The organism is Azospirillum agricola (genome assembly GCF_017876095.1).
In the GTDB taxonomy this organism is placed as follows: Bacteria; Pseudomonadota; Alphaproteobacteria; order Azospirillales; family Azospirillaceae; genus Azospirillum; species Azospirillum agricola.
The window spans coordinates 378,086-400,364 of record NZ_JAGINM010000004.1 but is presented as its reverse complement, the minus strand read 5'-3'; the positions used below and the strand labels follow the sequence as shown (position 1 = coordinate 400,364).

Here is a 22,279-nt window from a genome sequence, read left to right as displayed (position 1 = left end):
GATGGTACAGACCGACGCACGACCCTTGCACGCGGAATTTGATGAAACCGTCCGTCTGGCGGACAATCCGGCCATGCGGGGGCGGCGGTGCCGTCCCGTCGCCGGGATGCTGGTGGTGGCGGTGGCGGTGGCGGTGGCGGCGCCGGGCGCCCTCGCGCAGACCGTTCCCCTGGGGCCGAACCCCAGCGAATGCGAGATCCAGGCGGCGCTGCTGGGCGTGGCCGGGCCGGACTGCCCACCCCTGCGGATGCGCCGCCCGCCGCCGCCCGATCCGTCGCAGCCGGCCCCCCCGCCGTTGGCCGCCCCGCCGCCGGCTGCGCCGGCCAAGCCGGGACCGGTGGCGGTTCCGGCGCTGGAGCCGCCGCCGGACATCGCCAAGCCCACCCTGCGCGCCGCCTTCCGGATTGAGTTCGCGTTCAATTCGGCCGTCATCCGCCCCGAATCGCGGGCGATCCTCGACCGGGTCGCGGCGGTGATGACGGGGCCGGAGGCGGGGAAGGCGCGTTTCCGCATCGTCGGCCACACCGACGCGGTCGGCGGCGACGCGGCCAACCTCGCCCTGTCGGAGCGGCGGGCCAGGGCGGTGGCGGCCTATCTGGTGGAGACTCACCGCATCGCCCCCGAACGGCTGGAGGCGTCCGGCCGGGGCCTGCGCGAGCTGCTGCTGCCCGACCAGCCCAAGGCGGCGGCGAACCGGCGGGTGGAGATCATCAATTTGGGGGAATAGGCGGATCGATTCGCGGTCTTGGCTGTTTGCAGCGCGAGCCGCCCGAACACCCCTTCACGTCCCCGACGCCGGAGATCCGCCATGCCCCCGCCCGTCCTGCGCATCGACCAGGGCCGCATCGCCGCCGACGAGGTCGGCAAGCCGGCGGTGTTCGGCGACGTCCTGTCGGGCGACCCGCGCGAGATCCACCGGAACCTCTATGACGGGGACGGCGGGCGCTTCGCCTCCGGCGTCTGGCAATGCACGCCGGGGCTGGTGGCGATGAAGGACTGGCCCTACGACGAGTTCTGCGTCCTGCTGTCCGGCCGGGTGGTGATCACCCCCGAGGGCGGAGCCGCGCGGGAGTATCGGGCCGGCGACGCGCTGGTGCTGCCGATGGGCTTCACCGGCACCTGGGACATCAAGGAGACGGTGCGCAAATACTACGCGGTCCAGAAGCGCCAGAGCGCGCTGGCGCGGCTGAAGCTCCGGCTGCGCGGCTGGCTGAAGGGCGGGGGCGGGAAGGGCACGGCGGAAGCGGCGTTCTGAACCGGGCATTGTTTCACGCTTCGCAACACTCTTCCCTTTCCATTCCCACTTCCGGCATCGGAAAGGAACGACTACCTCTCGGCCAGTTCCAGCCTCGAGGAGTCCGCCATGTCCGCCAGCCCGACCCCCAGCATCCGTCCCGTGATCGCCGCCGTCGAGGGCATGGCGACGTCGGACGGCGCCGGCGTGAGCATGACCCGCATGCTGGGCACCCCGCGCCTGCGCACGCTCGACCCTTTCCTGATGCTCGACCTGTTCGGGTCGGACGAGCCGACCGACTATCTCGCCGGCTTCCCCGACCACCCGCACCGCGGCTTCGAGACCGTCACCTACATGCTGGCCGGGCGGATGCGCCACGCCGACAACCACGGCCACGAGGGCGTCATCGAGACCGGCGGCGTGCAGTGGATGACCGCCGGGCGCGGCCTGATCCATTCCGAGATGCCGGAGCAGACCGAGGGGCTGATGCGGGGCTTCCAGCTCTGGATCAACCTGCCGGCCCGCCTGAAGATGACCGAGCCGCGCTACCAGGAGTTCCCGGCCGCCCGCATCCCGGTGGAGAGCCGCGAGGGGGGCGTCACCGTCACCGTGATCGCCGGCGACACCGCGCGCGGCACCGCCGGGCCGGTGCGGGCCGAGGCGACCGACGCGCGTTACTTCGACGTGGCGCTGCCGGCCGGGGCCGTCTTCGCCGAGCCGCTGCCGGCCGGTCACACGGCCTTCCTCGTGCTGTTCGAGGGCGGCGTCAGCGTGGCGGGGGCCGAGGGAACCCTGTCCGGCCCGCAGGTCGTCGTGCTGGGCGAGGGCGAGCGGGTGGAGGCCGCCGCCGGGCCGGAGGGCGCGCGCTTCCTGCTGCTGTCCGGCCGTCCGCTGGGCGAGCCGATCGCCTGGGGCGGCCCCTTCGTGATGAACACGCGCGAGGAGGTGATGCAGGCCTTCCGCGACTACGAGGCCGGCCGCATCTGAGTGTTGCGCGGCAACACGCGCCTTGCGCCCCGGCCTTCCCCGGTTATCATGCGCGGGTATTAACCCGAACGGATGGGGAGGGGCCGGGGCGATGCGCTGGAAAGGTCTTCTGGGTGGTTTCGTGGCGGCGCTGATGTCCGCGTTCCTCGTCCAGCCGGCGGGGGCGGTGGACTTCTCGAAGGCGGGCGCCGAGTTCGGCCCGGAGGGCGCGTGGTCGACCCAGTGCGACGTCGACCGCATGACCGACAGCAAGGTCTGCCGGCTGATGGTCTACCGCCTGTTCGACGACGGCAAGGACGTCGGCTTCGTCGCGCTCAGCGTCATCCCGACCGGCAACGACTACCACCTGTTCCTGACGACCAGCCAGGGGCTGGTGGAGAGCTGCGCGATACGCGTCGACCGCCAGCCGCGCATCGAATCCCACATCGCCACGCTGAACATGTGCATGTTCCCGAACTTCATGTCGGGCAAGGTGGTCGACCAGTTCCGCAACGGGTCGTCGATCCTGGTCCGCGTCAGCTTCCTGCGCGCCGGCAAGCGCGACATCGACTTTCCGCTGAACGGTTTCTCGCGGAACTTCGAGGAGATGCAGCGCAGCCTGCAATGAGGGTGAGTCAGACCAGCCCGTCGTAGAGCGTGGTCATCGGAATCTCGGCGTCCAGCGACTCGAAGCGCAGGACGCCGTCGCCGATGATGTCCCGCACCCGCCATTCATCGCCCGACCGGTGCCACAGCTCCGCCCGGCGCTTGGTGACGGAGATCAGCAGGATTTCCTGGACGGAGTCGATGTTGCGGTAGGCCGGCAGCTTGACCGTCCGGTCGGTGCCCTCGGTGGAGGGCGACAGCACCTCGACGATGACGGTCGGGTCGGGGGTCGCGGTCAGGGCGGGGCCGAGCGGCTGGCAGGTCACCGCCAGATCGGCCTGGAACCAGCTGTCGTTGCGGTCGGCCAGCCGGATGCCGGCTTCGGAAATCACCCGGCAGGGTGGGCGCGGGCGGGCGGCGATCTGGACGGCGATGGCGACCGTCAAGGCACCATGGTTCGGCGATGGCGGCGCCATCGCGACCGGTTCGCCGCCGATCAGCTCATAGCGGGTGTCGGTTCCGTCGTCCCAGACGAGGAACTCGTCGACGGTCATCACACGGCGGGCGGGACCGCTCATGCCCCTGAGTATGGCATCGCGTCCGCCCGCTTCCAAGCGGGAGGAAGGCAAAGGCTCAGCGGCGGACCTCAGTGGCGGGTGCGCGCCGGGGTGATGTAGACGCCGTCCCAATCGACGCCGAACAGGGCGTCGTCGCCGGCCTCCTCGACCAGATCGTCGTACTCGCCGGCGTCGATCAGGCCGAAGATCGAGGCGGTGCCCGACGCGTCGAGATCGCAGGTGATGACCCGGCCGCCGATCTCGACCGAGGTGAAGAAGATTTCCGGCAGTTCCATGCTGTCCAGATCCAGCGTCACGGCGGTCTCGATGTCGTAGACCGCGCGGGCCGACAGCGAGCCGCGCAGCGCGGCGGCCTGGGCGCTCCAGACGATGCGCTTGACCCGCGCCGCCGGCTGGGTCTCGGTCGCGGGCGCCGTCTCGTCGGGCTGGCCGGCCATCGCGATCATCCGGGAAACCAGGGTCGAGGTGTGCATGAGAGCCTCCGCTGTGTGACGGCCCCAGAGTTGCCCCACGGCGGTTAACGGGGTCTTAAGCCGGTCAGGGGCGGAAGCCTTACTCCCCCTGAGGTATGGCCTAGTCCTTCGGGCGGGTGATGGCCGCGAAGGCGGCCGCCACCCCCGCCGCGACGCGCGCGTTGTCGCGGATCAGCGCCATGTTGGCGGTCAGGCTGCGCCCCTCCGTCAGGCGCTCCAGCGCCGCCAGCAGATGCGGCGTGATGTCCTTCCCCTTGATTCCCTTGGAGTCCGCGTCGGCCAGCGCCAGACCGATGGCCGCCTCCATCGCCTCGCCGTCCAGCTCGTCGGCGGGCGGGATCGGGTTGGCGAGCAGCACCCCGCCCTCCAGCCCGAGGTCCCATTTGGCGTGCAGGATCGCCGCGACCTCGCTGACGTTGTCACAGCGGTGCGAGACGGGAAGGCCGCTGCGCCGGCTGTAGAAGGCGGGAAACTCGTCGGTGCCGAAGCCCAGGACCGGCACGCCGCGTGTCTCCAGCACCTCCAGCGTCTTGGGCAGGTCGAGAATCGACTTGGCCCCGGCGCAGACGACGCAGACCGGCGTGCGGGCCAGCTCGTCGAGGTCGGCCGACACGTCGAAGCTGGTCTCCGCCCCGCGATGGACGCCGCCGATGCCGCCGGTGGCGAAGACGGCGATGCCGGCCATGCGCGCCGCGATCATCGTCGCGGCCACCGTGGTGGCGCCGAGCGCGCCGACCGCCAGCGCCGTGGGCAGGTCGCGGCGGCTGAGCTTCCACGCCGCCGTTCCGCCGGCCGCGAGCCGCTCCAGCGCCGGATCGTCCAGCCCGACGCGGATGCGCCCGTCCATCACCGCGATGGTGGCGGGGACGGCCCCGGCGGCGCGGACCTCCGCCTCCAGGGCGCGGGCGCTGTCGAGATTCCGCGGGTAGGGCATGCCGTGCGAGATCACGGTGGATTCCAGCGCCACCACCGGGCGGCCCTCGGCCAGCGCGTCGGCGATCTCGGGCGTCGGCAGCAGGCGCTCGTGCATGGGGGTCTCCGGGCAATGAGGCTTTGGGACGAAGGCGCCGGGGCGATGGCTCTCGCGTGGGCGCGCCCTATATTAGGGGGCATGGCCCCGGCACTCCATCCCCAACCCCTCCCTTCCGGCCGTCCCCATCCCGACCGCTGGATCAAGGTCCAGCCCGAGGGGCTGTATGTCGAGCCCGGCGGCTTCCACATCGACCCGGTGCGGCCGGTGGAGCGCGCCGTCGTCACCCACGGCCATTCCGACCACGCCCGGCCCGGCAACCGCCATGTCCTGGCCACCCCCGCGACGCTGGCGATCATGGCGCAGCGCATGGGGGAGGCGGCCCCCGCCTCGACCCAGCCGCTGGAGTATGGCGAGCCGATCCGCATCGGCGACGTCCTCGTCCGGCTGGTGCCCGCCGGCCATGTGCTGGGCAGCGCCCAGGTGGTGCTGGAGCATGCCGGGTCGCGGGTCGTCGTCTCCGGCGACTACAAGCGCCGCCTGGACCGCACCTGCGCGCCCTTCGAGCCGGTGCCCTGCGACGTCTTCGTGACCGAGGCGACCTTCGGCCTGCCGGTCTTCCGCCACCCGCCCGACCTGGGGGAGGTGGAGAAGCTGCTGCATTCGATGGCGCTGTTCCCGGAGCGCAGCCACGTCGTCGGCGCCTACGCGCTCGGCAAGTGCCAGCGGGTCATCACGCTGCTGCGCGCCGCCGGCTACGACCGGCCGGTCTACCTGCACGGCGCGCTGGAGCCGCTCTGCACCCTCTACGGCCGCTTCGGGGTGGAGCTGGGCGAGCTGCGCCCGGCCACCGTCGCCGCCAGGGAGGAGCTGAAGGGCGCGCTGGTCCTCGCCCCGCCCGCCGCCGCGACCGACCGCTGGGCGCGGCGGCTGAGCGACCCGGTGGTCGCCATGGCGTCGGGTTGGATGCGGGTGCGCCAGCGGGCCCGGCAGCGCGGGGTCGAGCTGCCGCTCGTCATCTCCGACCACGCCGACTGGGACGAGTTGACGCAAACGCTGGAGGATGTCGGCGCGCCCGAGGTCTGGGTCACCCATGGCCGGGAGGAGGCGCTGGTCCACCACGCCACCCGGCGCGGCATCCGCGCCCGCGCCCTGGCCCTGATCGGCTTCGAGGAGGAGGATCTGGAGGAAGCGGCGGTGAAGGGGGAAGGCGCAAGGGGGAAAGGCGCGTGAACCGCTTCGCCGCGCTGATCGACGCGCTGGTCTTCATGCCGTCGCGCAACGGCAAGATCCGCCTGCTGATCGACCATTTCGCCGAGACGCCCGACCCGGAGCGCGGCTGGGCGCTCGCCGCCCTGACCGGGAGCCTGAGCTTCCGCGAGGCCAAGCCCGCCGCCATCCGCCAGCTGGTCGCCACCCGCGTCGATCCGGAGCTGTTCGCCCTTTCCTACGATTACGTCGGCGATCTGGCGGAGACGGTGGCGCTGATCTGGCCGGAACGGCCGGAGCGCGCCAACAGCCTGCCCCCCAGCCTGGACGAGGTGGTGCGGGGGCTGCACGACGTGAAGCGCGGGCAGGTGATGGAGCTGGTCGAGGGCTGGCTCGACACGCTGGACGCGTCCGGCCGCTTCGCCCTGCTGAAGCTGATCACCGGATCGCTGCGCATCGGCGTGTCGGCCCGGCTCGCCAAGACGGCGCTGGCCGAGTGGGGCAAGCTCGACATCGCCGAGGTCGAGGAGGTCTGGCACGGCCTGACCCCGCCCTACGCCGGCCTGTTCGCCTGGGCCGAGGGCCGGGGGGAGCGGCCCGCCGCCGGGCATGGCGCCGGCTTCCGCCCGATGATGCTGTCCCACCCGCTGGAGGAGGAGGACCGGACGGCGCTCGACCCCGCCGCCTATTGCGCCGAATGGAAATGGGACGGCATCCGCGTGCAGCTCGTGGCGCGCGACGGGCAGCGGCGCGTCTACAGCCGCACCGGCGACGAGCTGTCCGGCGCCTTCCCCGACGTCGCCGACCACATGCTGTTCGACGCCGTGCTGGACGGCGAGCTTCTGGTGGCGCGCGACGGGGTGGTGGCGCCCTTCAACGACCTGCAACAGCGGCTGAACCGCAAGAGCGTGACGGCGGCGATGCTGCGCGACGGGCCGGCCTGGGTGCGGCTCTACGACATCCTGTTCGACGGCGGCGAGGATCTGCGCGGCCTTCCCTTCAGCGAACGCCGCGCCCGGCTGGAACGCTGGTACGAGGCCGTCCGGCCGCGCCGCATGGACCTCTCGCCGCTGGTGCCCTTCCAGGGCTGGGAGCAGCTCGCGGCGCTGCGCGAGGGCGCGCGGGAGAACGGGATCGAGGGGCTGATGCTGAAGCGCCGCGACAGCCCCTATCTCGGCGGCCGTCCCAAGGGGCCGTGGTTCAAGTGGAAGCGCGGGGCGCTGACCCTCGACACCGTGCTGATGTACGCCCAGCGCGGCCACGGCAAGCGGTCGAGCTTCTATTCCGACTTCACCTTCGGCGTCTGGCGCGGCGCGGAGCTGGTCCCGGTCGGCAAGGCCTATTTCGGCTTCACCGACGCCGAGCTGGTCGAGCTGGACCGCTGGGTGCGCAACCACACCGTCCGCAAATACGGCCCGGTGCGCGAGGTGTCGGCCGGGCTGGTGCTGGAGGTCGCCTTCGACAGCGTGCACCCCTCGACCCGGCACAAGAGCGGTCTGGCGATGCGCTTCCCCCGAATCCACCGCATCCGCTGGGACAAGCCCGCCCCCGAGGCCGACCGGCTGGAGACGCTGGCGCGCATGGTGGTGGGCGCCGACGCGGCGGCCTAGACATCACGGGACGTCGCCACCTTGCGGAGCGGACATCCCACGCCCCGCCGCACCGCGGGGTGCGACAAATCATGTTGTGAATTCCCGCCTCTCCGATGTAAAACAATTTCCAACCAACAGTCCGGCTGGGGAAAGCCGTCCGCGTTCCCCAATCCGCCGGATGCAAACCGGGCAGTCCGCGCCCGCAACACCCATTGCACCGTTCAGGAGTGGCCGTGATGCTCCGCATCTCCAAGAAGCTGATGTTCGCCATCGAGGCGGTTCTCGACATCGCCTACAACGCGGGCACCGAGCCGGTGCAGTCCGGAGAGATCACCCGCCGCCAGGGCATTCCGAAGCGTTATCTGGAGCAGGTGCTCCAGCAGCTCGTCCGCGACGGCGTGCTGGCGGGGGTGCGCGGCCCGCGCGGCGGCTACCGCCTCGCCCGCGAGCGGCGGCGGATCACGCTGGGCGAGATCGTCAAGGTCGTCCGTTCCATGGAGACCGCGACCGACCCGATCGAGGAGCCCGCCGGCTCGATCCTCGGCCACAAGGTGGTGCGTCCGCTGTGGGGCGAGCTTCAGGAGGAGACCATGAAGCAGCTCGACACCATCACCATCGAGGATCTGTGCATGCGCGCGCGGGCCGCCGGGGTGGAGAGCGAAACGGAAGACCGCATCGACTTTACGATTTGATTCCCCCTGGCGGAGTGGGTAAATTCCAGTCAGGGTGTTGAAACCGCTTAAAAGACAGAGGAAAGAGGTAGAATCATGGCTGCTTCCGAATTCCGCGGCAGGATCTACGACAGCGTGCTCGACACCATCGGCGCCACGCCGCTGGTGCGGCTGAAGCGTCTGGCCGACGACGCGGGCGTCAAGGCGCAGATTCTCGGCAAGCTGGAGTTCTTCAACCCGCTGGCCAGCGTCAAGGACCGCATCGGCAACGCCATGATCGAGGCGGCGGAAGCCGCCGGCACCATCGCGCCCGGCCGCACCACGCTGGTCGAGCCGACCTCGGGCAACACCGGCATCGCCTTGGCCTTCGTCGCCGCCGCCAAGGGTTACAAGCTGATCCTGACCATGCCGGAGAGCATGTCGGTCGAGCGCCGCAAGATGCTGAAGCTGCTGGGCGCCGAGCTGGTGCTGACCCCGGCGTCGGAAGGCATGAAGGGCGCCATCCGCAAGGCCGAGGAGATCCTCGCCGCCGACCCGAACGCCTACCTGCTCCAGCAGTTCAAGAACACCGCCAACCCGGCGGTCCACCGCGCCACCACGGCCGAGGAAATCTGGACCGACACCGCCGGCCAGGCGGATTTCCTGATCTCCGGCGTCGGCACCGGCGGCACGCTGACCGGCGTCGGCGAGGTCATCAAGGCCCGCAAGCCCGGCTTCCGCGTCGTCGCGGTCGAGCCGGAGGACAGCCCGGTCCTGTCGGGCGGCATGCCCGGCCCGCACAAGATCCAGGGCATCGGCGCCGGCTTCGTGCCCGACATCCTGAAGAAGGATCTGATCGACGAGGTGATCCGCATCTCCAACCAGCGCGCCTTCGAGACCGCCCGCAAGGTCGCCCGCCTGGAAGGCGTTCCGGTCGGCATCTCGTCCGGCGCCGCGCTGGCCGCCGCGCTGGAGCTGGGCGCCCGTCCGGAGAACGAGGGCAAGCAGATCGTCGTCATCCTGCCCTCCTTCGCCGAGCGCTACCTGTCGACCGCCCTGTTCGAAGGGCTGGAGTAAGAGCGCCTGACAGAAGCTTGAGTCGTCTCTCGACTCGTCATCCCCGCCTTCGCGGGGATGACGGCCCCATTGGGCACCGATGGTGAAAACGGAATTCTGTTCGGCGCTCTAAGCCCCCGGCGGAAGCCCGGCCGCGCCGCGTGGCCGGGCTTCCATGGGCGGTTTCCCCGCCGGGCTTCCATCCAGCGTTGTGCGCCCGCGCCGGTTCGGCTATGATCCGGCGTGCGGGTCCGTGCCGGGACACGGTTCCCGTTTGACGATTTGATCGTATTTTAGTAAATTCGTTCCATCATCCGCCGCTCCGGCGATCCGGCCTGCCCGAGCGTGCCCCTTGCCGATGGGGAGTGACCGCCATGGGTGTCTCCATACCGAACGTGACGCTGGGAAGCTTCTCGCGCATCAAGGGGAAGACGACGGAGCTCGCCTCCGACGGCGGCAAGGCGTCCTACCAGCAGTTCCAGGTCGGCAAGGCGTCCGAACTCAATTTCAAGATCAACAACACCTTCACCAACGTCAAGATCCTCGACCAGAACAACAAGGTCGTCGCCCAGCTCAATTCCAAGACCGAGGTCGCCGACACCAGCGCGAAGCTCGGGCCGGGCACCTACACCGCGGTGATCACCGAGGCCAACCGGACCGCAAAGCCCCGCGACTTCTCGCTCGACATCAGCGAGCGGCAGAATGTGCTGATGACCGCCGCCGGCGCGACGTTCAAGGGCATGGCGCAGCCGGTGGCAGGGGCGGACACCGGCATCCAGAAGCACACGGTGAACGTCGCCCAGGGCGGCAGCTTCATCGCCAACTTCTCGCTGCCCAACGCCCGCTGGGCGATGATGGACAAGAACGGCCAGGTCGTCGCCTCCAGCGACAGCAAGCAGGAAACCGACTTCTTCAACAAGCCGACCTTCAAGATCGAGCCGGGGGAATATCAGATGATGATCATTCCCTCGTCCAAGATGGAGCAACCGACCCCGTTCCACATGAGCTTCGTGCCGCGCGACACCAGCGTGACCGCGACGGGCGGGAACCAGGAAAGCGGCGTCAGCAAGATCCTTCGGGAGCGCGAGGCGCGTCTGAAGCAATGGGCGTCGGAGGCCAAGCCGACCACGACCTCGGCCTGACCGCCGCCCCGGCCGCCTCCACTCCTACCACCGCCGCTCCAACCGTCCCCGCCGGCCGTCCCCGCCGGCCGCCCCGGCGGCCGCTTTCGGAAAAGAGCGGAGCGGACACTTGCGCCGGGTGGGGCGGGTTGCGCTATGCTCGGCGCCATGGACTTCACCGACACACAGCTCCACCGTTATTCGCGCCACATCATCCTGCCGGAAGTCGGCGGGATCGGGCAGGAACGGCTCTTGCGATCGAAGGTGCTGGTGGTCGGCGCCGGCGGGCTGGGCGCGCCGCTGCTGCTCTATCTGGCGGCGGCGGGGGTCGGCACCATCGGCATCGTCGACGACGACTCGGTCGATCTGTCCAACCTGCAACGGCAGGTCATCCACGACGAGACCTCGCTCGGCCAGCCGAAGGTGGAGAGCGCCGCCGCGCGCATCCGCGCCCTCAACCCGGACGTCACGGTCGAGGCCCACCGGACCCGGCTGACCCGCGACAACGCGCTGGACCTCATCGGCCGCTACGACCTCGTCGCCGACGGGTCGGACAATTTCGCCACGCGCTTCCTGCTGAACGACGCCTGCTTCTTCGCGAGGAAGACCCTGGTGTCGGCGGCGATCCTGCGGTTCGACGGGCAGCTGAGCAGCTTCAAGGCGCATCTCGGCCCGCCGCACCCCTGCTACCGCTGCCTGTTCCCCGAACCGCCGCCGCGCGGCCTGGTGCCCTCCTGCTCGGAGGGCGGGGTGCTGGGGGCGCTGGCCGGCTTCGTCGGCTCGCTCCAGGCGACCGAGGTGCTGAAGGAACTGCTGGGGTTGGGCGAGAGCCTGTCGGGCAGCCTGCTGATGATGGATTCGCTCTACGCGTCCTACCAGCGCATCGGGCTGAAGCGGGATCCCGACTGCCCGCTGTGCGGCGATCACCCGACGATCCTCGATCTCTCCGCCCACGATCTCTCCGCCCATTGAGGCGCTCCGCGGCCCGAGGAGGGCGGCCATGTCTTCATCCGAAACCCCATCCGCCGGCTCCGGCAACCCGGCCGGGCTGGCGATCGTGCTGTTCGCCGGCGGGTTCGACCGGGTCCATTACGCGCTGGTGATGGCGAGTGCTGCGGCGGCCACAAACCGGCCGGTCACCCTGTTCTTCACCGGCCGCGCCCTGGGCGCCCTGCTGCCCGGAAGCGGGCCGGAGGCGCCGGGCTGGCACGGGCTCGACCCGGCCGACGACGGCAGCGCCCCGGCGGCGCGCGACCGCTGGTTCGCCGGCAACGGAGTCGCGACCTTCGAGGAGCTGCTGGAGGCCTGCGTCCTGCTCGGCGTGCGCGTGATGGCCTGCGAGATGGGGCTGCGGGCGCTTGGCCTGCCGGCCAGCACGGCCCTGCGCGCGGACGTGCCGGTGCAGGGCGGCGGCGTCGTCACCTTCCTGAACGAGGCGCCGAAGGGCGCCGCCATGCTGTTCGTGTGAGCCCGCCCATGCCGGAAAGCCAGCCCGCCCCGATGGACAACGCCGCCGTTCTCGACCTCGCCAACCGCTTCGAGGCCATCGCCACGGACGGTTTCGAGGGCAAGCCCCATGCCGACGCCCTGGCCGATCTGGCGCGGCGGGTGCGGGCGATGCCGGGCATGGCGCCACGGGTCGCCCACGCGCTGGGCATCATGATCGAGCTGATCGGTGAGAGCGACCCGGCCGGCCGCTTCGCCGCCAAGACCGCGATCCTGCGCGAGGCGGCCGGGCTGATCCTCGAAAGCGACTGACGGAGCATTGATGCAGGCGCAAGGCGGCCATGCGTCACGCGTCCGCCGGCCGTCCCGTCACAGGGGTGATCGCAAACCAAGCCCAAGGACGCGCCGACCATGGACACCCGTCTTTCCGTTTCCGCCACCGCTCCCGCCCTCTACCGCGCGATGATCGCGACGACCACCGCCGTCCGCGCCGCCGGCCTGCCGCCCCGCCTGATCCATCTGGTCGATCTGCGGGTGTCGCAGATCAACGGCTGCGCCTTCTGCATCGACATGCACGGCAAGGAGGCCCGCCACGCGGGGGAGACGGAAGAGCGTCTCGACGCCCTGGCGGGCTGGGCCGCGTCCGACCGGTTCGAGGCGGACGAGCGCGCCGCCTTCGCCTGGGCCGAGGCGCTGACCCGCAACCGGCACGACGAGATCGACGGGGCGCACCGCGCGCTTCAGCGGCATTTCGACGACGGCCAGATCGGCGTCCTGACCGTGGCGGTGGCGCAGATCAACGCCTGGAACCGGCTCGGCATCGCCCAGTACCGCGAAGCCGTGTCGCCGGCCGCCGCCTGAGGCCGGCATGAGCGCCGCCCCCGGCACGGCTTTTGGCGACACGGCCTTTAAGGACACGGCCTTCGGCGACACCGCCCTCCGCGATCCGCTGACGGTCTTCGCGGCCGAGCGGGGGCGGCTGCGGTCGCTGGCCTACCGCCTGCTCGGCTCGGTCGCCGAGTCGGAGGACGTGCTCCAGGACGCGTGGCTGCGCTGGAGCGCGGTCGATCCGGCGGCCGTCGGGACGCCGGCGGCCTTCCTGACCACCATGGTGACCCGGCTGGCGCTCGACCGGCTGCGCGCCGCCCGGACGGTGCGCGAGCGCTATTACGGGCTGTGGCTGCCGGAACCCGAGGTGTCCTCCTGGGACGACGAGGTCGAGGCGGCGGATCAGGTGCCGATGGCGATGATGCTCCTGCTGGAGCGTCTGGCCCCGGACCAGCGGGCGGTCTTCGTGCTGCGCGAGGCGATGGATCTCGATTACGCGGAGATCGCCGCCATTCTCGGCAAGTCCGCCGAGGCCTGCCGCCAGATCATGCGGCGGGCGCGCGGGCGTCTGGCCGAACCCTCCGCCGCCAACGCCCGGCCCGAGGCGGGGCGCCGGTTGGCCGACGCCTTCGCCGAGGCCAGCGTCCGGCGCGACTACGCGGCGATCGTGTCGCTGCTGTCCGACGACGCGCTGTGGCTGGGCGACGGCGGCGGCGTGGCGCTGACCGCGCTCAACCCGATCCGCGGCGCCGACCGCATCGCCCGCTTCATCATCGGCGTGCAGCGCAAGCATGGCCGGGCCTTCGCCTTCACGCCCGTCCGGGTCAATGGCGGGCCGGGCTTTCTGACCACCCATGGCGGGGTGTTCAGCGGGGTGTGGGCGCTGGACATCGCGGACGGGCGGATCACGCGCCTGTACAAGATCGCCAACCCGCACAAGCTGGCGCATGTGACGCCGCCGTCAGGCCTGTAGCGCGTCCAGGCAGCGGTCGAGCTGGTCGAGGTCGACCGGGCGGCGCAGGACCGGAAAGGGTTCCTCGCCGTCCGGCGCGTCGTCCATCCCGGCGGCGCCGGCGACGACGATCCGGGTGACGATGATGCGGGTCTGCGGGTAGAGCATCGCGGCCAGCGCCAGCGCGCGTTCGCCGTCGCCGCCCTGGTCGTCGTGCAGCAGGGCGACGCTCGGCGCCTCCTCCCCGATGATCGACAGGGCGTCCAGCCCGTTGTCGGCCTGGGACACGCGGAAACCGCGCCCGGCCAGATGGCGGCTCAACGCCTCGCGCTGTCCGGCGTCTCGGTCGGACACCACGGCGCGGCGCCCGCCATGGCCCGGCGGCCGGATATCGGCATCGATGCTGAACACCGCCCGTCTCCCTCGCTCATCACCGTTCGGTTATAGAACGGAGAGCCGGGCCTGTAAACCGGCGCTACCGCTGGGCGTGGCCGCGGCGGATCTTCACCACCTCGCCGCGCTCCATCAGCGCCAGCATCGGCAGGTCGCTCGGACGGTTGCCGTAGCCCCAGGTGGCGCCGACCGGGCCATGGGCGGCGATCCAGGCGCGCACCCGCTCCGCCTTGTTCAGCCGCACGCAGTTGGCGGTGCCGAGCCGGCCGGTCAGCGCGCCGTCCACCACCTCCATGCCGGTGGCGAGCAGATCGTCCACCCCCAGCCCGCGCAGCAGCGCCGGCATGTAGAGGTCGAGCGCGCCGGTGGCGATCACCACGCGGTGGCCGCGCGCGCGGTGGGCCTTCAGGGTGTCGAGCAGCGGCGGATGCCAGCGGACGCGCGGCACCATCCGTTCGGCGGCGGCCAGCGCGTCGGCGACCGGCAGGCCGCGCAGGGTGCGCTTCAGGAAGATCGCCTTGACCGATCCGGGAAAATCCACCCCCGGCCCGCGCCCGCGCACATGGCGGTGCAGCCCGGAGCGGATGGCGTCGGCCAGCGCCAGCGCGGCGCGGCGGCGCCCGATCACCTCGCCGACGAACATCGGCAGGCTGTCGCCGTGGATCAGGGTGCCGTCGAAGTCGAAGAAGGCGACTCCGGGACCGCCGCCGGCCGGGTCGATGCCGGGCCGGTCGATGCCGGGCTGGTCGGGGGCGGACGAAGGGCCGTGGGGCGCGGCTTTGGCGTCGGTGGTCTGCATGACCGCGTTTATCCGGCTGTCCCGGCCGCTCCGGCAAGGGTTTTCCGTGGGACCTGCGGCCAGGGAAAACCTCAGTGCAGCATGGGGCCCGCCTGGCCGTCCCGCCCGTCGTCGTCGGGAACCGGGTCGTCCGCCTGGAATTCCTCGAGCTGGGCGATCAGGTCGCCGGAGGCTTCCTCCAGCCCCGCCTTGACGGCGATCAGCAGGTTGATGATTTCGCCGTTGTCCTGCTCCAGCCCGCGCACCTTCTGTTCCAGGCGGTCCAGGCGGCGGACGAGCAGTTCGGACAAGCGGTCCAAGCGGGCGAGCACGGGGTCGGTGTTGCTGTCGTCCATGGTACGGCCGGTTCCGGTCGGTGGGGTGGGTCCAAGTCTTGATCTGGGATCCGGAACCGTCAAGAACCAGCGCCGCGCCCGGCGCACTCCGCAAGCGGTGGGACGCCGTAACCGCCCGTGAAAGTTTTGGAGATTCCGGGGGGTGCCCGGTTCGCGGGCACCCCTTGCGCGCAGACGATTAGGATTTGCACCCAAACCCGAATCGATCAGGATTCCTCGCCCTGGTCGTTGCGCCGGTTGTGCGGCACGCCGTACAGCTCAAGACGATGGCCGATCAGGTCATAGCCCAGTTCGCGGGCGATGCTTTCCTTCAGCTTTTCCATCTCTTCGTTGGTGAACTCGATCACCTCGCCGGAATCGACGTCGATCAGGTGATGGTGGTGGTCGGTCCGGGTTTCCTCGTAGCGGGCGCGGCCGTCGCCGAAATCGAGCCGGTCGATCACGTGCGCCTCCTCGAAAAGCCGCATCGTCCGGTACACCGTGGCGATCGAGATGCGCGGATCGATGGCGGAGGCGCGGCGGTGCACCTCCTCCACGTCGGGATGATCGGTGGCGTCGGACAGCACGCGTGAAATCACACGCCGCTGGTCGGTCATCTTCAACCCCTTCTGCACACACAGATCCTCGAGGCGCGAAGGCATGGAAATCCCCTGTTGTCGTGTCTCTAACCGCTTCCGGCGAAGGGCCGCCCGCGAGCTTTGCGGGTGGCCGGACCAGGATTTGCGCCCGGCCCCCGAATATCCGACCATCATACTGTGTTTCGAGATCATTCTCAAATGCCCCCGCCGCCGATCCATGGCAAGATCGCGCGCCTCATTATTCCGACCGGCGCGACCGGCCGGCGGAAGGCGTTCCGGACGCCGCGGCGGGCCGGGCGGAGGCAGGGGCAAACGCCGTTCGGAAACCAATTGCTCATAAACGGCTGCTAGCGTTTGCTGCAAGCGCAGCCCGATTGCGGTCGGGACCGGCGCGACGATACCCGCTGCCCGACCCTGTCCGGTGCCCGCAAGGCCGGTCGGAACCGGCGGCGGTCCAGACAGCGGGGAGCGCGGTGACGCCATCCGACCCAATCGGCTACGCCTCGGCGGCGCGCGACGACGAGGCGGCCTACACGGCCGCCGGGCTTGCCGTGCCCGTGGCGCCGGTCGACAGCGACCGCGTCTGCGCCGAGGCGATCGACCGCTTTTCCCGTCACGCCGATCTGCCGGCGCTGGTCGTGGTCGACCGCGACGGCTGGGTGCTCGGGCTGATCGACCGCAACAGCCTGATGGCGGCCTTCGCCGAGGATCCCGAGGTGGCGCGGCGGCCGGTGGCCGAACTGATGGACGCCAAGCCGCTGACGGTCGAGGCCGGCCTGACCCTGAGCGAGATCGGCCGGCGGATGGCGCGGCTGAAGCCGGCGGCCCTGGTGACCGGCTTCGTGGTGGTGCGGGATGGACGCTATCTCGGCCTCGGCACCGCCACCGGGCTGATGGCGCGCTCGGCCGAGCAGGGCGAACTGCGCAGCCGCCAGCTCGAGGCGGCGCGGCGGCAGGCCGAGCAGGCCAACCGGGCGAAGACCGCCTTCCTCGCCAACATGAGCCACGAGATCCGCACGCCGCTGAACGCCATGATGGGCTTCGCGGAGATCCTGGAACAGGAGGTCCTCGGGCCCCACGCCATCCCGCTCTACCGCGAATACGCCCGCGACATCGCGGAGAGCGGCCGGCACCTGATGGATCTCATCAACGACCTGCTGGATCTGTCGAAGGCCGAGGCCGACCGGCTCGATCTGGTCGAGGCGACGGTGGACGTGCCGCGCGTGCTCGCCGGCACCGCGCGCCTGCTGTCCGAGCGCGCCGCGCGCAACGGCGTGCGCATCGTCACCGCGGTTCCGCCCGACCTGCCGGCCCTGTGGGCGGACGAGCGCAAGCTGCGCCAGATGCTGCTGAACCTGCTGTCCAACGCGGTGAAGTTCACGCCGGCCGACGGGGTGGTGACGGTGAGCGCGCGTCTGGCGGCGAACGGATCGCTGTGGATGTCGGTGCACGACACCGGCATCGGCATGTCCGGCGAGGAGCTGGCCAAGGCGCTGGAGCCCTGGGGGCAGATCGACAGCGCGCTTGGGCGCGGCCATGTCGGGACCGGGCTCGGGCTGCCGCTGACCAAATGCCTGATCGAGCTGCATGGCGGCCGGCTGGACGTGATCAGCACGCCCGACCGCGGCACGACGATGGCGCTGGTCTTCCCGGCCGACCGGATGGGGCGGGGCTGACACGAGACGGCATGAAAAAGGCGGACCAGACGGCCCGCCTTTCTCTTTTCCGCTCTTTCTCTTTTCCGCTGCCGGCCGCTTACGCCAGCCCCTTCTCCATGGCGCTCGCCAGGCGGCGGGCGAAGGCGGCGGGGTCGGGCAGGGACTCGCCCTCGACGATGCGGGCCTGGTCGAGCAGCAGCCACGCCGCGTCCTCAAGATTCACCGCGGCGCCCTCGGCCTTGGCCCGGTCGGCCAGACGCTTGATCAGCGGGTGCGACGGGTTGATCTCCAGGATGCGCTTGGCCCCGGCCGCGTCGGCGCCGAGCTGCTTGTGCTGCTTGAGCAGCCGCTCCAGGTGCATGTCCATGTCGTTGTCGTCGGACACCAGGCAGACGGCGCTGTCGGTCAGGCGTTCCGACTTGCGGACGTCCTTCACGGCGTCGCTCAGCGTCAGCTTCAGCAGGGCCAGCAGGTCGACCAGCTCGCCTTCCGGCGCCTTGTCCTCCGGCTTGTCCTCCTCGCCGCCCTTGATCTTGCCGAGGTCGGCGCCGCTGCGGGTCACCGACTTGAAGGGCTTGCCGTCATAGACGCCGACCGAAGGCATCCAGAACTCGTCCACCGGGTCGGTCAGCAGCAGCACCTCGACGCCCTTGGCCTTGAAGCCCTCGAGCTGCGGGCTGCGCAGCAGGCTGTCCACATCGTCGCCCGACAGGGTGAAGATGGTGTCCTGGCCCTCCTTCATGCGGCCGACATATTCCTCCAGCGACACCAGCCCGTCGCCGGCGGTGCTGCGGAAGCGCAGCAGCTTCAGCAACTCGTCGCGGTGCTCGTAATCCTCGTAGAGCCCTTCCTTGAGGACCGCGCCGAAATTCTCCCAGAAGGTCGCGTATTCGGCGGCCTTCTCCGTGTCCTTGGCCTTCTTGTTCAGCTCCGACAGGACGCGGCGGGTCAGGCCGGCGCGGATCTTGGCCAGCATCGGGTTGTGCTGGAGCATCTCGCGGCTGATGTTCAGCGGCAGATCCTCGCTGTCGACCACGCCGCGCAGGAAGCGCAGGTAGGGCGGGATCAGCCCCTCGGCCGCGTCGGTGATGAAGACGCGCTTGACGTACAGCTTCACCCGGTGGGCGCGCTTGGGGTCGAACAGGTCGAAGGGCTTGGTCGAGGGGACGAACAGAAGGTTGGTGTATTCCAGCGCCCCTTCGGCCCGCCAGTGCAGCGTCAGCCACGGCTCGTCGAAGGCGTGGCCGACATGGTGGTAGAATTCCTTGTACTGGTCGGCGGTGATCTCGCTCTTCGAGCGGGTCCACAGGGCGGACGCGCTGTTCAGCGACTTGGCGTCGTCGCCCTCGCCGAAGACGATGGGGATGGCGATGTGGTCGGAATACTTGCGGACGATGGCGCCCAGCCGGTGCTCCTCGAGATACTCGTCGTCGCCCTCGCGCAGATGCAGGACGATCCTCGTGCCGCGCGGCAGGCCGTCGGCCTCGGCGATGGTGAACTCGCCCTTGCCGTCGGACTCCCAGCGCCAGCCCTGGGCCTCGCCGGCCTTGCGGGTCAGCACCTCGACCCGGTCGGCGGCCATGAAGGCGGAGTAGAAGCCGACGCCGAACTGGCCGATCAGGTTGACGTCCTTCTTGCCCTCGGCGTTGGCCTCCTTCAGCGACTTCATGAAGGCGGCGGTGCCCGACCGCGCGATGGTGCCCAGATTCTCGATCAGATCCTCGCGGTTCATGCCGATGCCGTTGTCGGCGACGGTCAGGGTCCGCGCCTCCTTGTCGGCCAGCAGGCGGACCGTCAGGTTCGGGTCCTCGGCCGACAGCTCGGGCTGGGTCAGCGCGGCGTAGCGCAGCCGGTCGCAGGCGTCCGACGCGTTGGAAACCAGCTCGCGCAGGAACACTTCCTTCTCGCTGTAGAGCGAGTGCGCGACGATGTCGAGCAGGCGGCTGACCTCGGCCTGGAAACTGAGCCGTTCTTCGGTCATGGGGGCACCTTCGTCCGTGTCTTGTCGTGGTGAAGCGTTTGAACGGCGGAGATAGGCGAGAGCACCCCTCCGGTTCAAGAGGCATGGGCGCAGAAACACCGCGCGCACGACGGGACGGGGATGTTTTCCCGTCCCGTCGTGGTTGCGCGGCGCTGGTGAAGCGAAGTGTCCGGCTGGGCCGGGAGACGCACGGAAACAGCGCGCCAGCTCCCCCGACCAGGTCATGACCGGGCTTGGCCCGGTCATCCACGGGCGTACCGCCATGGGTGTCGGGAGTTTGCGCGTGGATGCCCGGCTCGAGGCCGGGCATGGCGGATGGGAAAGGAGGGCGGTTGCTTGACCCGTCCCTTTACTTCTTGGGGGCCTTCTTGGGCGGCTCGGCCGGGGCCGGTTCGGCGCCGCCGGCCAGCAGCGGCGCCATGTCGGCGCCGTTCAGCAGGAGCTGGCCGGTCTCGGTCACGTCGATCTTGTAGCTGCGGACCTCGGCGCCGCCCGGATCCTGGCTGACCTGCCCCATCGCCTGGAGCATGCCGATCATGCCGAGGACGTCCTGGGTCTCCTTGTCGGGCTTGGCGCCGGGGGCCGGCTGCAAGGCCTTGACGGCGGCGTCCAGCCCCTTCAGCAGCACGACCGTCCCGCCGGTGACGCCGAAGGGCGACTGGGGGGCGACGCGCAGCGCGCCGGTGGCGCTGCCGGCGGTGGCCGGCGTGTCGACCGCCAGCTTGTCGAGCCGCAGCTCGCTGCCCGCCTCGATCAGGGCGGCCATCGCCTTCTGCATGGCGACATCGGCGGCGGCCGGCGCCGGGGCGGCCGGCGGCTGCTTGCCCTTGGCGCCCTTCTTGGGCGGTTCGGCGGCGGCCTTCTGTTCGGCCTCGGCGGCGACGATCAGGTCGCTGAAGGTCTGCCACAGCGCGGTGGTGGGCAGCTTGGCGAGCGAGAGCTGGACATCGACCGCCTTGGGCGTGAAGGCCGACGGGGCCGGCGAGGGCGTCATGGCGAAGTCGCGCGCCTCCAGCCCGAAGCTGGCGGTGGCGAAGCCCTGGTCGAGATCCGTGACGCCGCCCTGGAAGGCGAGCTGGCCGAGCGTGACGGTGGAGCCGTCCGAGCTGTCGGTCGCCGACAGGCCGGTCAGCCGCAGCTTGCCGGTGGCGCTGCCGATCAGGCCGCGCAGCATGGGCAGCACCTCGGCCGAGGTCGGGGTCTTGCCGCTGGCGGCGAGCTGCTGCGACAGCTTCTGGAGGGCGCCGATCTTGGCGAGGTCGGCGCGGACGTAGCTGTTCTCGATGGCGAGCCCGCCGAGCTTGAACATCTCACGCTTCTTCTCGTCCAGCCCGACCACGCCGCCGATGGCGATGGCGGCCGGGCCGCTCCAGGTGGTGGCGCCGTCGGGCTTCAGGTCCTGGGCCATGGTCAGGGAGCCGATGGCGATGCTGCCCTTGCCGTCCGGGCTGATGACCGTGACGTCGTTGTAGGCGGCGTCGACCGTCAGCAGGGTCTCCAGCGGGGCCGACCAGGTGCCGGTGAAGTTCTGGCGCCCCAGCGTGACGGTGGCGGCCTCGGCGTAATCGTCCTCCTCCTCGTCGTATTGCTGGACGGCGATCCTGCCGGGCAGGGTGACGGCGATGCCGAACTGGCCGGCGTCGCGCGGCGTGACGGTCAGCAGGACGGTGCCGACCTCGATCCGCGTGCCCTCGGGACCCTCCGCCGACAGGCGGGGCAGGGCGACGTCGTAATGGTCGCCGGCCGGCTTGACGGTGGGCTCGCCCTCCCACTCGAAGCCGATGCCCTCGCTGTCCTCGGTGGCGGCGGGGAACCAGCGGTTGAGGCCGCTCTTCAGCGTGGCGGCGAGGGCGCGGGCGCCGGCGTCATCGACCACGGGCACCTCGGCCCGGACCGGAGTCCAGGCGGCGGCGACCAGGACGAACAGGCCGCCGGCGAGCGCGCCGGGTGTGAGGGGACGGACGGACGGACGACGCATTTGGAGGCTCTCCCAAGGGGTTGTTTGCCCTCAGTTAAGCCTGATACGCGACGCCGGTCCATCGTCTGAATGGGAGACGGACGAACCGCCGACCCGCCGATCCGCCGAGCCCCCCGGTCAGAAATCCAGGTCGGCGTAATGCCTGGGCGGCGGGCTGCCGGTGATGTTGTCGGCCAGCAGGGCGCGGAAGCTGGGCCGTGACTTGATGCGGGCATACCAGTCCTTGGCCTCGCCGTGCCGGTCCCACGGCACATTGTCGATGTAGTCGAGGCAGGAGAGTTCCGCCGCCGCCGCGATGTCGGCCAGCGTGAAGCTCGGCCCGGCCAGCCAGGGGCGCCGCTCCGACAGGAAGGCGATGTAGTCGAGGTGGTAGTGGATGTTCGCCAGCCCGGCGCGGATCGCCGGGGCGAAGGGGTGGCCCTCGCCGGACAGCCGCTTGATCAGCTTCTCGCCGACGAGATTCTCGGTCACCTCGCGCTCGAACTTGCGGGTGAACCAGTCGACCAGCCGCCGCACCTCGGCCCGGTGGGCGATCTCGCGCGGCAGCAGGACCACGTCGGGGTAGGCTTCCTCCAGATACTCGACCACCGCCAGCCCGCCGGCGACGATGGTGCCGTCCTCCTCGACCAGGACCGGGACCTCGCCGGAGGGGTTCAGCTTGAGGAAGTCGGTGCGCCGCTCCCACGGCTTCTCGATCACCGGATCGAAGGGCAGGCCCTTCTCGGCCAGCATCACGCGGGCGATTCGCGACAGCGTGTGGAGCGGGTGGTGGTACAGGGTCCTCATGGCGGCGGGACTGTAGCGCAACGCAGCAAAGGAAAACAGCCCGGGCGGCGGGGTGGGCGCTCGTCCGTTCGGGGGATGACCGCCCCCATC

The 22,279-nt window shown here is 70.5% G+C and carries 25 protein-coding genes; 15 read left to right on the top strand and 10 right to left on the bottom strand.

Features of this window, described 5'->3' with window-relative positions:
• Nucleotides 1-73: 73 nt before the first annotated feature.
• The 4 genes from J2847_RS08285 to J2847_RS08270 all read left to right on the top strand — a co-directional run bounded on the left by J2847_RS08285 (nt 74) and on the right by J2847_RS08270 (nt 2,828).
• Nucleotides 74-727 carry an OmpA family protein gene (locus J2847_RS08285; RefSeq protein ID WP_233474354.1) on the top strand — a complete coding sequence of 218 codons (654 nt, stop codon included), beginning with the start codon at nt 74-76 and terminating at the stop codon, nt 725-727.
• 81 nt (nt 728-808) lie between these two features.
• Nucleotides 809-1,255 (top strand): cupin domain-containing protein, encoded by a 447-nt coding sequence (locus tag J2847_RS08280; protein ID WP_209778517.1) that lies wholly within the window; start codon nt 809-811, stop codon nt 1,253-1,255.
• A 108-nt stretch (nt 1,256-1,363) separates the two neighbouring features.
• The gene (locus J2847_RS08275; RefSeq protein WP_209778515.1) at nt 1,364-2,221 is read left to right on the top strand and encodes a pirin family protein; all 858 of its coding nucleotides are present in this window, start codon (nt 1,364-1,366) and stop codon (nt 2,219-2,221) included.
• 91 nt (nt 2,222-2,312) lie between these two features.
• Entirely contained in the window at nt 2,313-2,828 is a 516-nt protein-coding gene (locus tag J2847_RS08270; RefSeq protein WP_085555409.1) for an invasion associated locus B family protein, read from the top strand.
• Nucleotides 2,829-2,835: 7 nt separating this feature from the next.
• Here the strand turns inward: J2847_RS08270 and J2847_RS08265 are convergent, their stop codons facing one another.
• The 3 genes from J2847_RS08265 to J2847_RS08255 form a co-directional block, all read right to left on the bottom strand.
• Nucleotides 2,836-3,384 (bottom strand): Uma2 family endonuclease, encoded by a 549-nt coding sequence (locus tag J2847_RS08265; RefSeq protein ID WP_209778514.1) that lies wholly within the window; start codon nt 3,382-3,384, stop codon nt 2,836-2,838.
• Between the two features lie 68 nt (nt 3,385-3,452).
• Entirely contained in the window at nt 3,453-3,857 is a 405-nt protein-coding gene (locus J2847_RS08260) for a hypothetical protein (RefSeq protein ID WP_233474353.1), read from the bottom strand.
• A gap of 100 nt (nt 3,858-3,957) precedes the next feature.
• Complete coding sequence (locus J2847_RS08255; RefSeq protein ID WP_209778512.1) at nt 3,958-4,887, bottom strand: pseudouridine-5'-phosphate glycosidase; 930 nt, start codon at nt 4,885-4,887, stop codon at nt 3,958-3,960.
• Nucleotides 4,888-4,968: 81 nt separating this feature from the next.
• On the opposite strand from J2847_RS08255, the gene J2847_RS08250 reads away from it, so the two are divergent.
• The 10 genes from J2847_RS08250 (at nt 4,969) to sigJ (ending at nt 13,702) form a co-directional block, all read left to right on the top strand.
• Complete coding sequence (locus J2847_RS08250) at nt 4,969-6,060, top strand: ligase-associated DNA damage response exonuclease (RefSeq protein ID WP_209778510.1); 1,092 nt, start codon at nt 4,969-4,971, stop codon at nt 6,058-6,060.
• Nucleotides 6,057-7,646 (top strand): cisplatin damage response ATP-dependent DNA ligase, encoded by a 1,590-nt coding sequence (locus J2847_RS08245; protein ID WP_209778509.1) that lies wholly within the window; start codon nt 6,057-6,059, stop codon nt 7,644-7,646. The genes J2847_RS08250 and J2847_RS08245 overlap by 4 nt, the downstream gene beginning before the upstream one ends.
• A 218-nt stretch (nt 7,647-7,864) precedes the next feature.
• Entirely contained in the window at nt 7,865-8,320 is a 456-nt protein-coding gene (locus J2847_RS08240; protein WP_085557233.1) for an RrF2 family transcriptional regulator, read from the top strand.
• 75 nt (nt 8,321-8,395) lie between these two features.
• Nucleotides 8,396-9,355: a cysteine synthase A gene (gene cysK / locus J2847_RS08235; RefSeq protein ID WP_209778507.1), complete on the top strand. Its 960-nt coding sequence runs from the start codon at nt 8,396-8,398 to the stop codon at nt 9,353-9,355.
• A 353-nt stretch (nt 9,356-9,708) separates the two neighbouring features.
• The gene (locus J2847_RS08230; protein WP_209778506.1) at nt 9,709-10,476 is read left to right on the top strand and encodes a hypothetical protein; all 768 of its coding nucleotides are present in this window, start codon (nt 9,709-9,711) and stop codon (nt 10,474-10,476) included.
• 135 nt (nt 10,477-10,611) lie between these two features.
• Nucleotides 10,612-11,427 (top strand): HesA/MoeB/ThiF family protein, encoded by an 816-nt coding sequence (locus J2847_RS08225; protein ID WP_233474352.1) that lies wholly within the window; start codon nt 10,612-10,614, stop codon nt 11,425-11,427.
• Between the two features lie 28 nt (nt 11,428-11,455).
• A complete protein-coding gene (locus J2847_RS08220) occupies nt 11,456-11,923 on the top strand; it encodes a DsrE family protein (RefSeq protein ID WP_209778504.1) in 468 nt (155 codons plus the stop codon).
• 8 nt (nt 11,924-11,931) lie between these two features.
• Complete coding sequence (locus tag J2847_RS08215) at nt 11,932-12,213, top strand: hypothetical protein (protein ID WP_233474351.1); 282 nt, start codon at nt 11,932-11,934, stop codon at nt 12,211-12,213.
• A 99-nt stretch (nt 12,214-12,312) separates the two neighbouring features.
• A complete protein-coding gene (locus J2847_RS08210) occupies nt 12,313-12,762 on the top strand; it encodes a carboxymuconolactone decarboxylase family protein (RefSeq protein ID WP_209778503.1) in 450 nt (149 codons plus the stop codon).
• 7 nt (nt 12,763-12,769) lie between these two features.
• Nucleotides 12,770-13,702 carry an RNA polymerase sigma factor SigJ gene (gene sigJ / locus J2847_RS08205; RefSeq protein ID WP_209778501.1) on the top strand — a complete coding sequence of 311 codons (933 nt, stop codon included), beginning with the start codon at nt 12,770-12,772 and terminating at the stop codon, nt 13,700-13,702.
• Here sigJ and J2847_RS08200 read toward each other — a convergent pair.
• From J2847_RS08200 to J2847_RS08185, 4 genes are all read right to left on the bottom strand, one after another.
• Complete coding sequence (locus tag J2847_RS08200) at nt 13,691-14,092, bottom strand: DNA-binding transcriptional response regulator (RefSeq protein ID WP_209778500.1); 402 nt, start codon at nt 14,090-14,092, stop codon at nt 13,691-13,693. The genes sigJ and J2847_RS08200 overlap by 12 nt on opposite strands.
• Before the next feature lie 64 nt (nt 14,093-14,156).
• Nucleotides 14,157-14,873: an HAD family hydrolase gene (locus tag J2847_RS08195; protein WP_209778498.1), complete on the bottom strand. Its 717-nt coding sequence runs from the start codon at nt 14,871-14,873 to the stop codon at nt 14,157-14,159.
• A gap of 71 nt (nt 14,874-14,944) precedes the next feature.
• Nucleotides 14,945-15,208 carry a hypothetical protein gene (locus tag J2847_RS08190; protein ID WP_223677785.1) on the bottom strand — a complete coding sequence of 88 codons (264 nt, stop codon included), beginning with the start codon at nt 15,206-15,208 and terminating at the stop codon, nt 14,945-14,947.
• 206 nt (nt 15,209-15,414) lie between these two features.
• The gene (locus tag J2847_RS08185; protein WP_085555395.1) at nt 15,415-15,849 is read right to left on the bottom strand and encodes a Fur family transcriptional regulator; all 435 of its coding nucleotides are present in this window, start codon (nt 15,847-15,849) and stop codon (nt 15,415-15,417) included.
• Nucleotides 15,850-16,259: 410 nt separating this feature from the next.
• On the opposite strand from J2847_RS08185, the gene J2847_RS08180 reads away from it, so the two are divergent.
• On the top strand, nt 16,260-17,462 hold the full coding sequence (locus J2847_RS08180; protein WP_209778497.1) for a sensor histidine kinase: 1,203 nt from the start codon (nt 16,260-16,262) through the stop codon (nt 17,460-17,462).
• A gap of 79 nt (nt 17,463-17,541) precedes the next feature.
• Here J2847_RS08180 and htpG read toward each other — a convergent pair whose 3' ends face one another.
• The 3 genes from htpG to J2847_RS08165 all read right to left on the bottom strand — a co-directional run bounded on the left by htpG (nt 17,542) and on the right by J2847_RS08165 (nt 22,189).
• Nucleotides 17,542-19,425 (bottom strand): molecular chaperone HtpG, encoded by a 1,884-nt coding sequence (htpG, locus tag J2847_RS08175; protein ID WP_209778491.1) that lies wholly within the window; start codon nt 19,423-19,425, stop codon nt 17,542-17,544.
• A 349-nt stretch (nt 19,426-19,774) separates the two neighbouring features.
• Entirely contained in the window at nt 19,775-21,403 is a 1,629-nt protein-coding gene (locus J2847_RS08170; RefSeq protein WP_209778489.1) for a hypothetical protein, read from the bottom strand.
• Nucleotides 21,404-21,520: 117 nt separating this feature from the next.
• Nucleotides 21,521-22,189 (bottom strand): glutathione S-transferase family protein, encoded by a 669-nt coding sequence (locus J2847_RS08165; RefSeq protein ID WP_209778486.1) that lies wholly within the window; start codon nt 22,187-22,189, stop codon nt 21,521-21,523.
• Nucleotides 22,190-22,279: the final 90 nt, after the last annotated feature.

Excerpts from the sequence above, each read along its gene's own strand:
- J2847_RS08250 (WP_209778510.1), top strand. The coding sequence starts at position 4,969 with ATGGCCCCGGCACTCCATCCCCAACCCCTCCCTTCCGGCCGTCCCCAT.
- J2847_RS08215 (WP_233474351.1), top strand. The coding sequence starts at position 11,932 with ATGCCGGAAAGCCAGCCCGCCCCGATGGACAACGCCGCCGTTCTCGAC.
- J2847_RS08280 (WP_209778517.1), top strand. The coding sequence starts at position 809 with ATGCCCCCGCCCGTCCTGCGCATCGACCAGGGCCGCATCGCCGCCGAC.
- J2847_RS08170 (WP_209778489.1), bottom strand. The coding sequence starts at position 21,403 with ATGCGTCGTCCGTCCGTCCGTCCCCTCACACCCGGCGCGCTCGCCGGC.
- cysK (WP_209778507.1), top strand. The coding sequence starts at position 8,396 with ATGGCTGCTTCCGAATTCCGCGGCAGGATCTACGACAGCGTGCTCGAC.
- sigJ (WP_209778501.1), top strand. The coding sequence starts at position 12,770 with ATGAGCGCCGCCCCCGGCACGGCTTTTGGCGACACGGCCTTTAAGGAC.
- J2847_RS08255 (WP_209778512.1), bottom strand. The coding sequence starts at position 4,887 with ATGCACGAGCGCCTGCTGCCGACGCCCGAGATCGCCGACGCGCTGGCC.
- J2847_RS08165 (WP_209778486.1), bottom strand. The coding sequence starts at position 22,189 with ATGAGGACCCTGTACCACCACCCGCTCCACACGCTGTCGCGAATCGCC.
- htpG (WP_209778491.1), bottom strand. The coding sequence starts at position 19,425 with ATGACCGAAGAACGGCTCAGTTTCCAGGCCGAGGTCAGCCGCCTGCTC.
- J2847_RS08275 (WP_209778515.1), top strand. The coding sequence starts at position 1,364 with ATGTCCGCCAGCCCGACCCCCAGCATCCGTCCCGTGATCGCCGCCGTC.
- J2847_RS08220 (WP_209778504.1), top strand. The coding sequence starts at position 11,456 with ATGTCTTCATCCGAAACCCCATCCGCCGGCTCCGGCAACCCGGCCGGG.
- J2847_RS08270 (WP_085555409.1), top strand. The coding sequence starts at position 2,313 with ATGCGCTGGAAAGGTCTTCTGGGTGGTTTCGTGGCGGCGCTGATGTCC.
- J2847_RS08285 (WP_233474354.1), top strand. The coding sequence starts at position 74 with ATGCGGGGGCGGCGGTGCCGTCCCGTCGCCGGGATGCTGGTGGTGGCG.
- J2847_RS08190 (WP_223677785.1), bottom strand. The coding sequence starts at position 15,208 with ATGGACGACAGCAACACCGACCCCGTGCTCGCCCGCTTGGACCGCTTG.
- J2847_RS08230 (WP_209778506.1), top strand. The coding sequence starts at position 9,709 with ATGGGTGTCTCCATACCGAACGTGACGCTGGGAAGCTTCTCGCGCATC.
- J2847_RS08260 (WP_233474353.1), bottom strand. The coding sequence starts at position 3,857 with ATGCACACCTCGACCCTGGTTTCCCGGATGATCGCGATGGCCGGCCAG.
- J2847_RS08195 (WP_209778498.1), bottom strand. The coding sequence starts at position 14,873 with ATGCAGACCACCGACGCCAAAGCCGCGCCCCACGGCCCTTCGTCCGCC.
- J2847_RS08265 (WP_209778514.1), bottom strand. The coding sequence starts at position 3,384 with ATGAGCGGTCCCGCCCGCCGTGTGATGACCGTCGACGAGTTCCTCGTC.
- J2847_RS08240 (WP_085557233.1), top strand. The coding sequence starts at position 7,865 with ATGCTCCGCATCTCCAAGAAGCTGATGTTCGCCATCGAGGCGGTTCTC.
- J2847_RS08225 (WP_233474352.1), top strand. The coding sequence starts at position 10,612 with ATGCTCGGCGCCATGGACTTCACCGACACACAGCTCCACCGTTATTCG.
- J2847_RS08210 (WP_209778503.1), top strand. The coding sequence starts at position 12,313 with ATGGACACCCGTCTTTCCGTTTCCGCCACCGCTCCCGCCCTCTACCGC.
- J2847_RS08185 (WP_085555395.1), bottom strand. The coding sequence starts at position 15,849 with ATGCCTTCGCGCCTCGAGGATCTGTGTGTGCAGAAGGGGTTGAAGATG.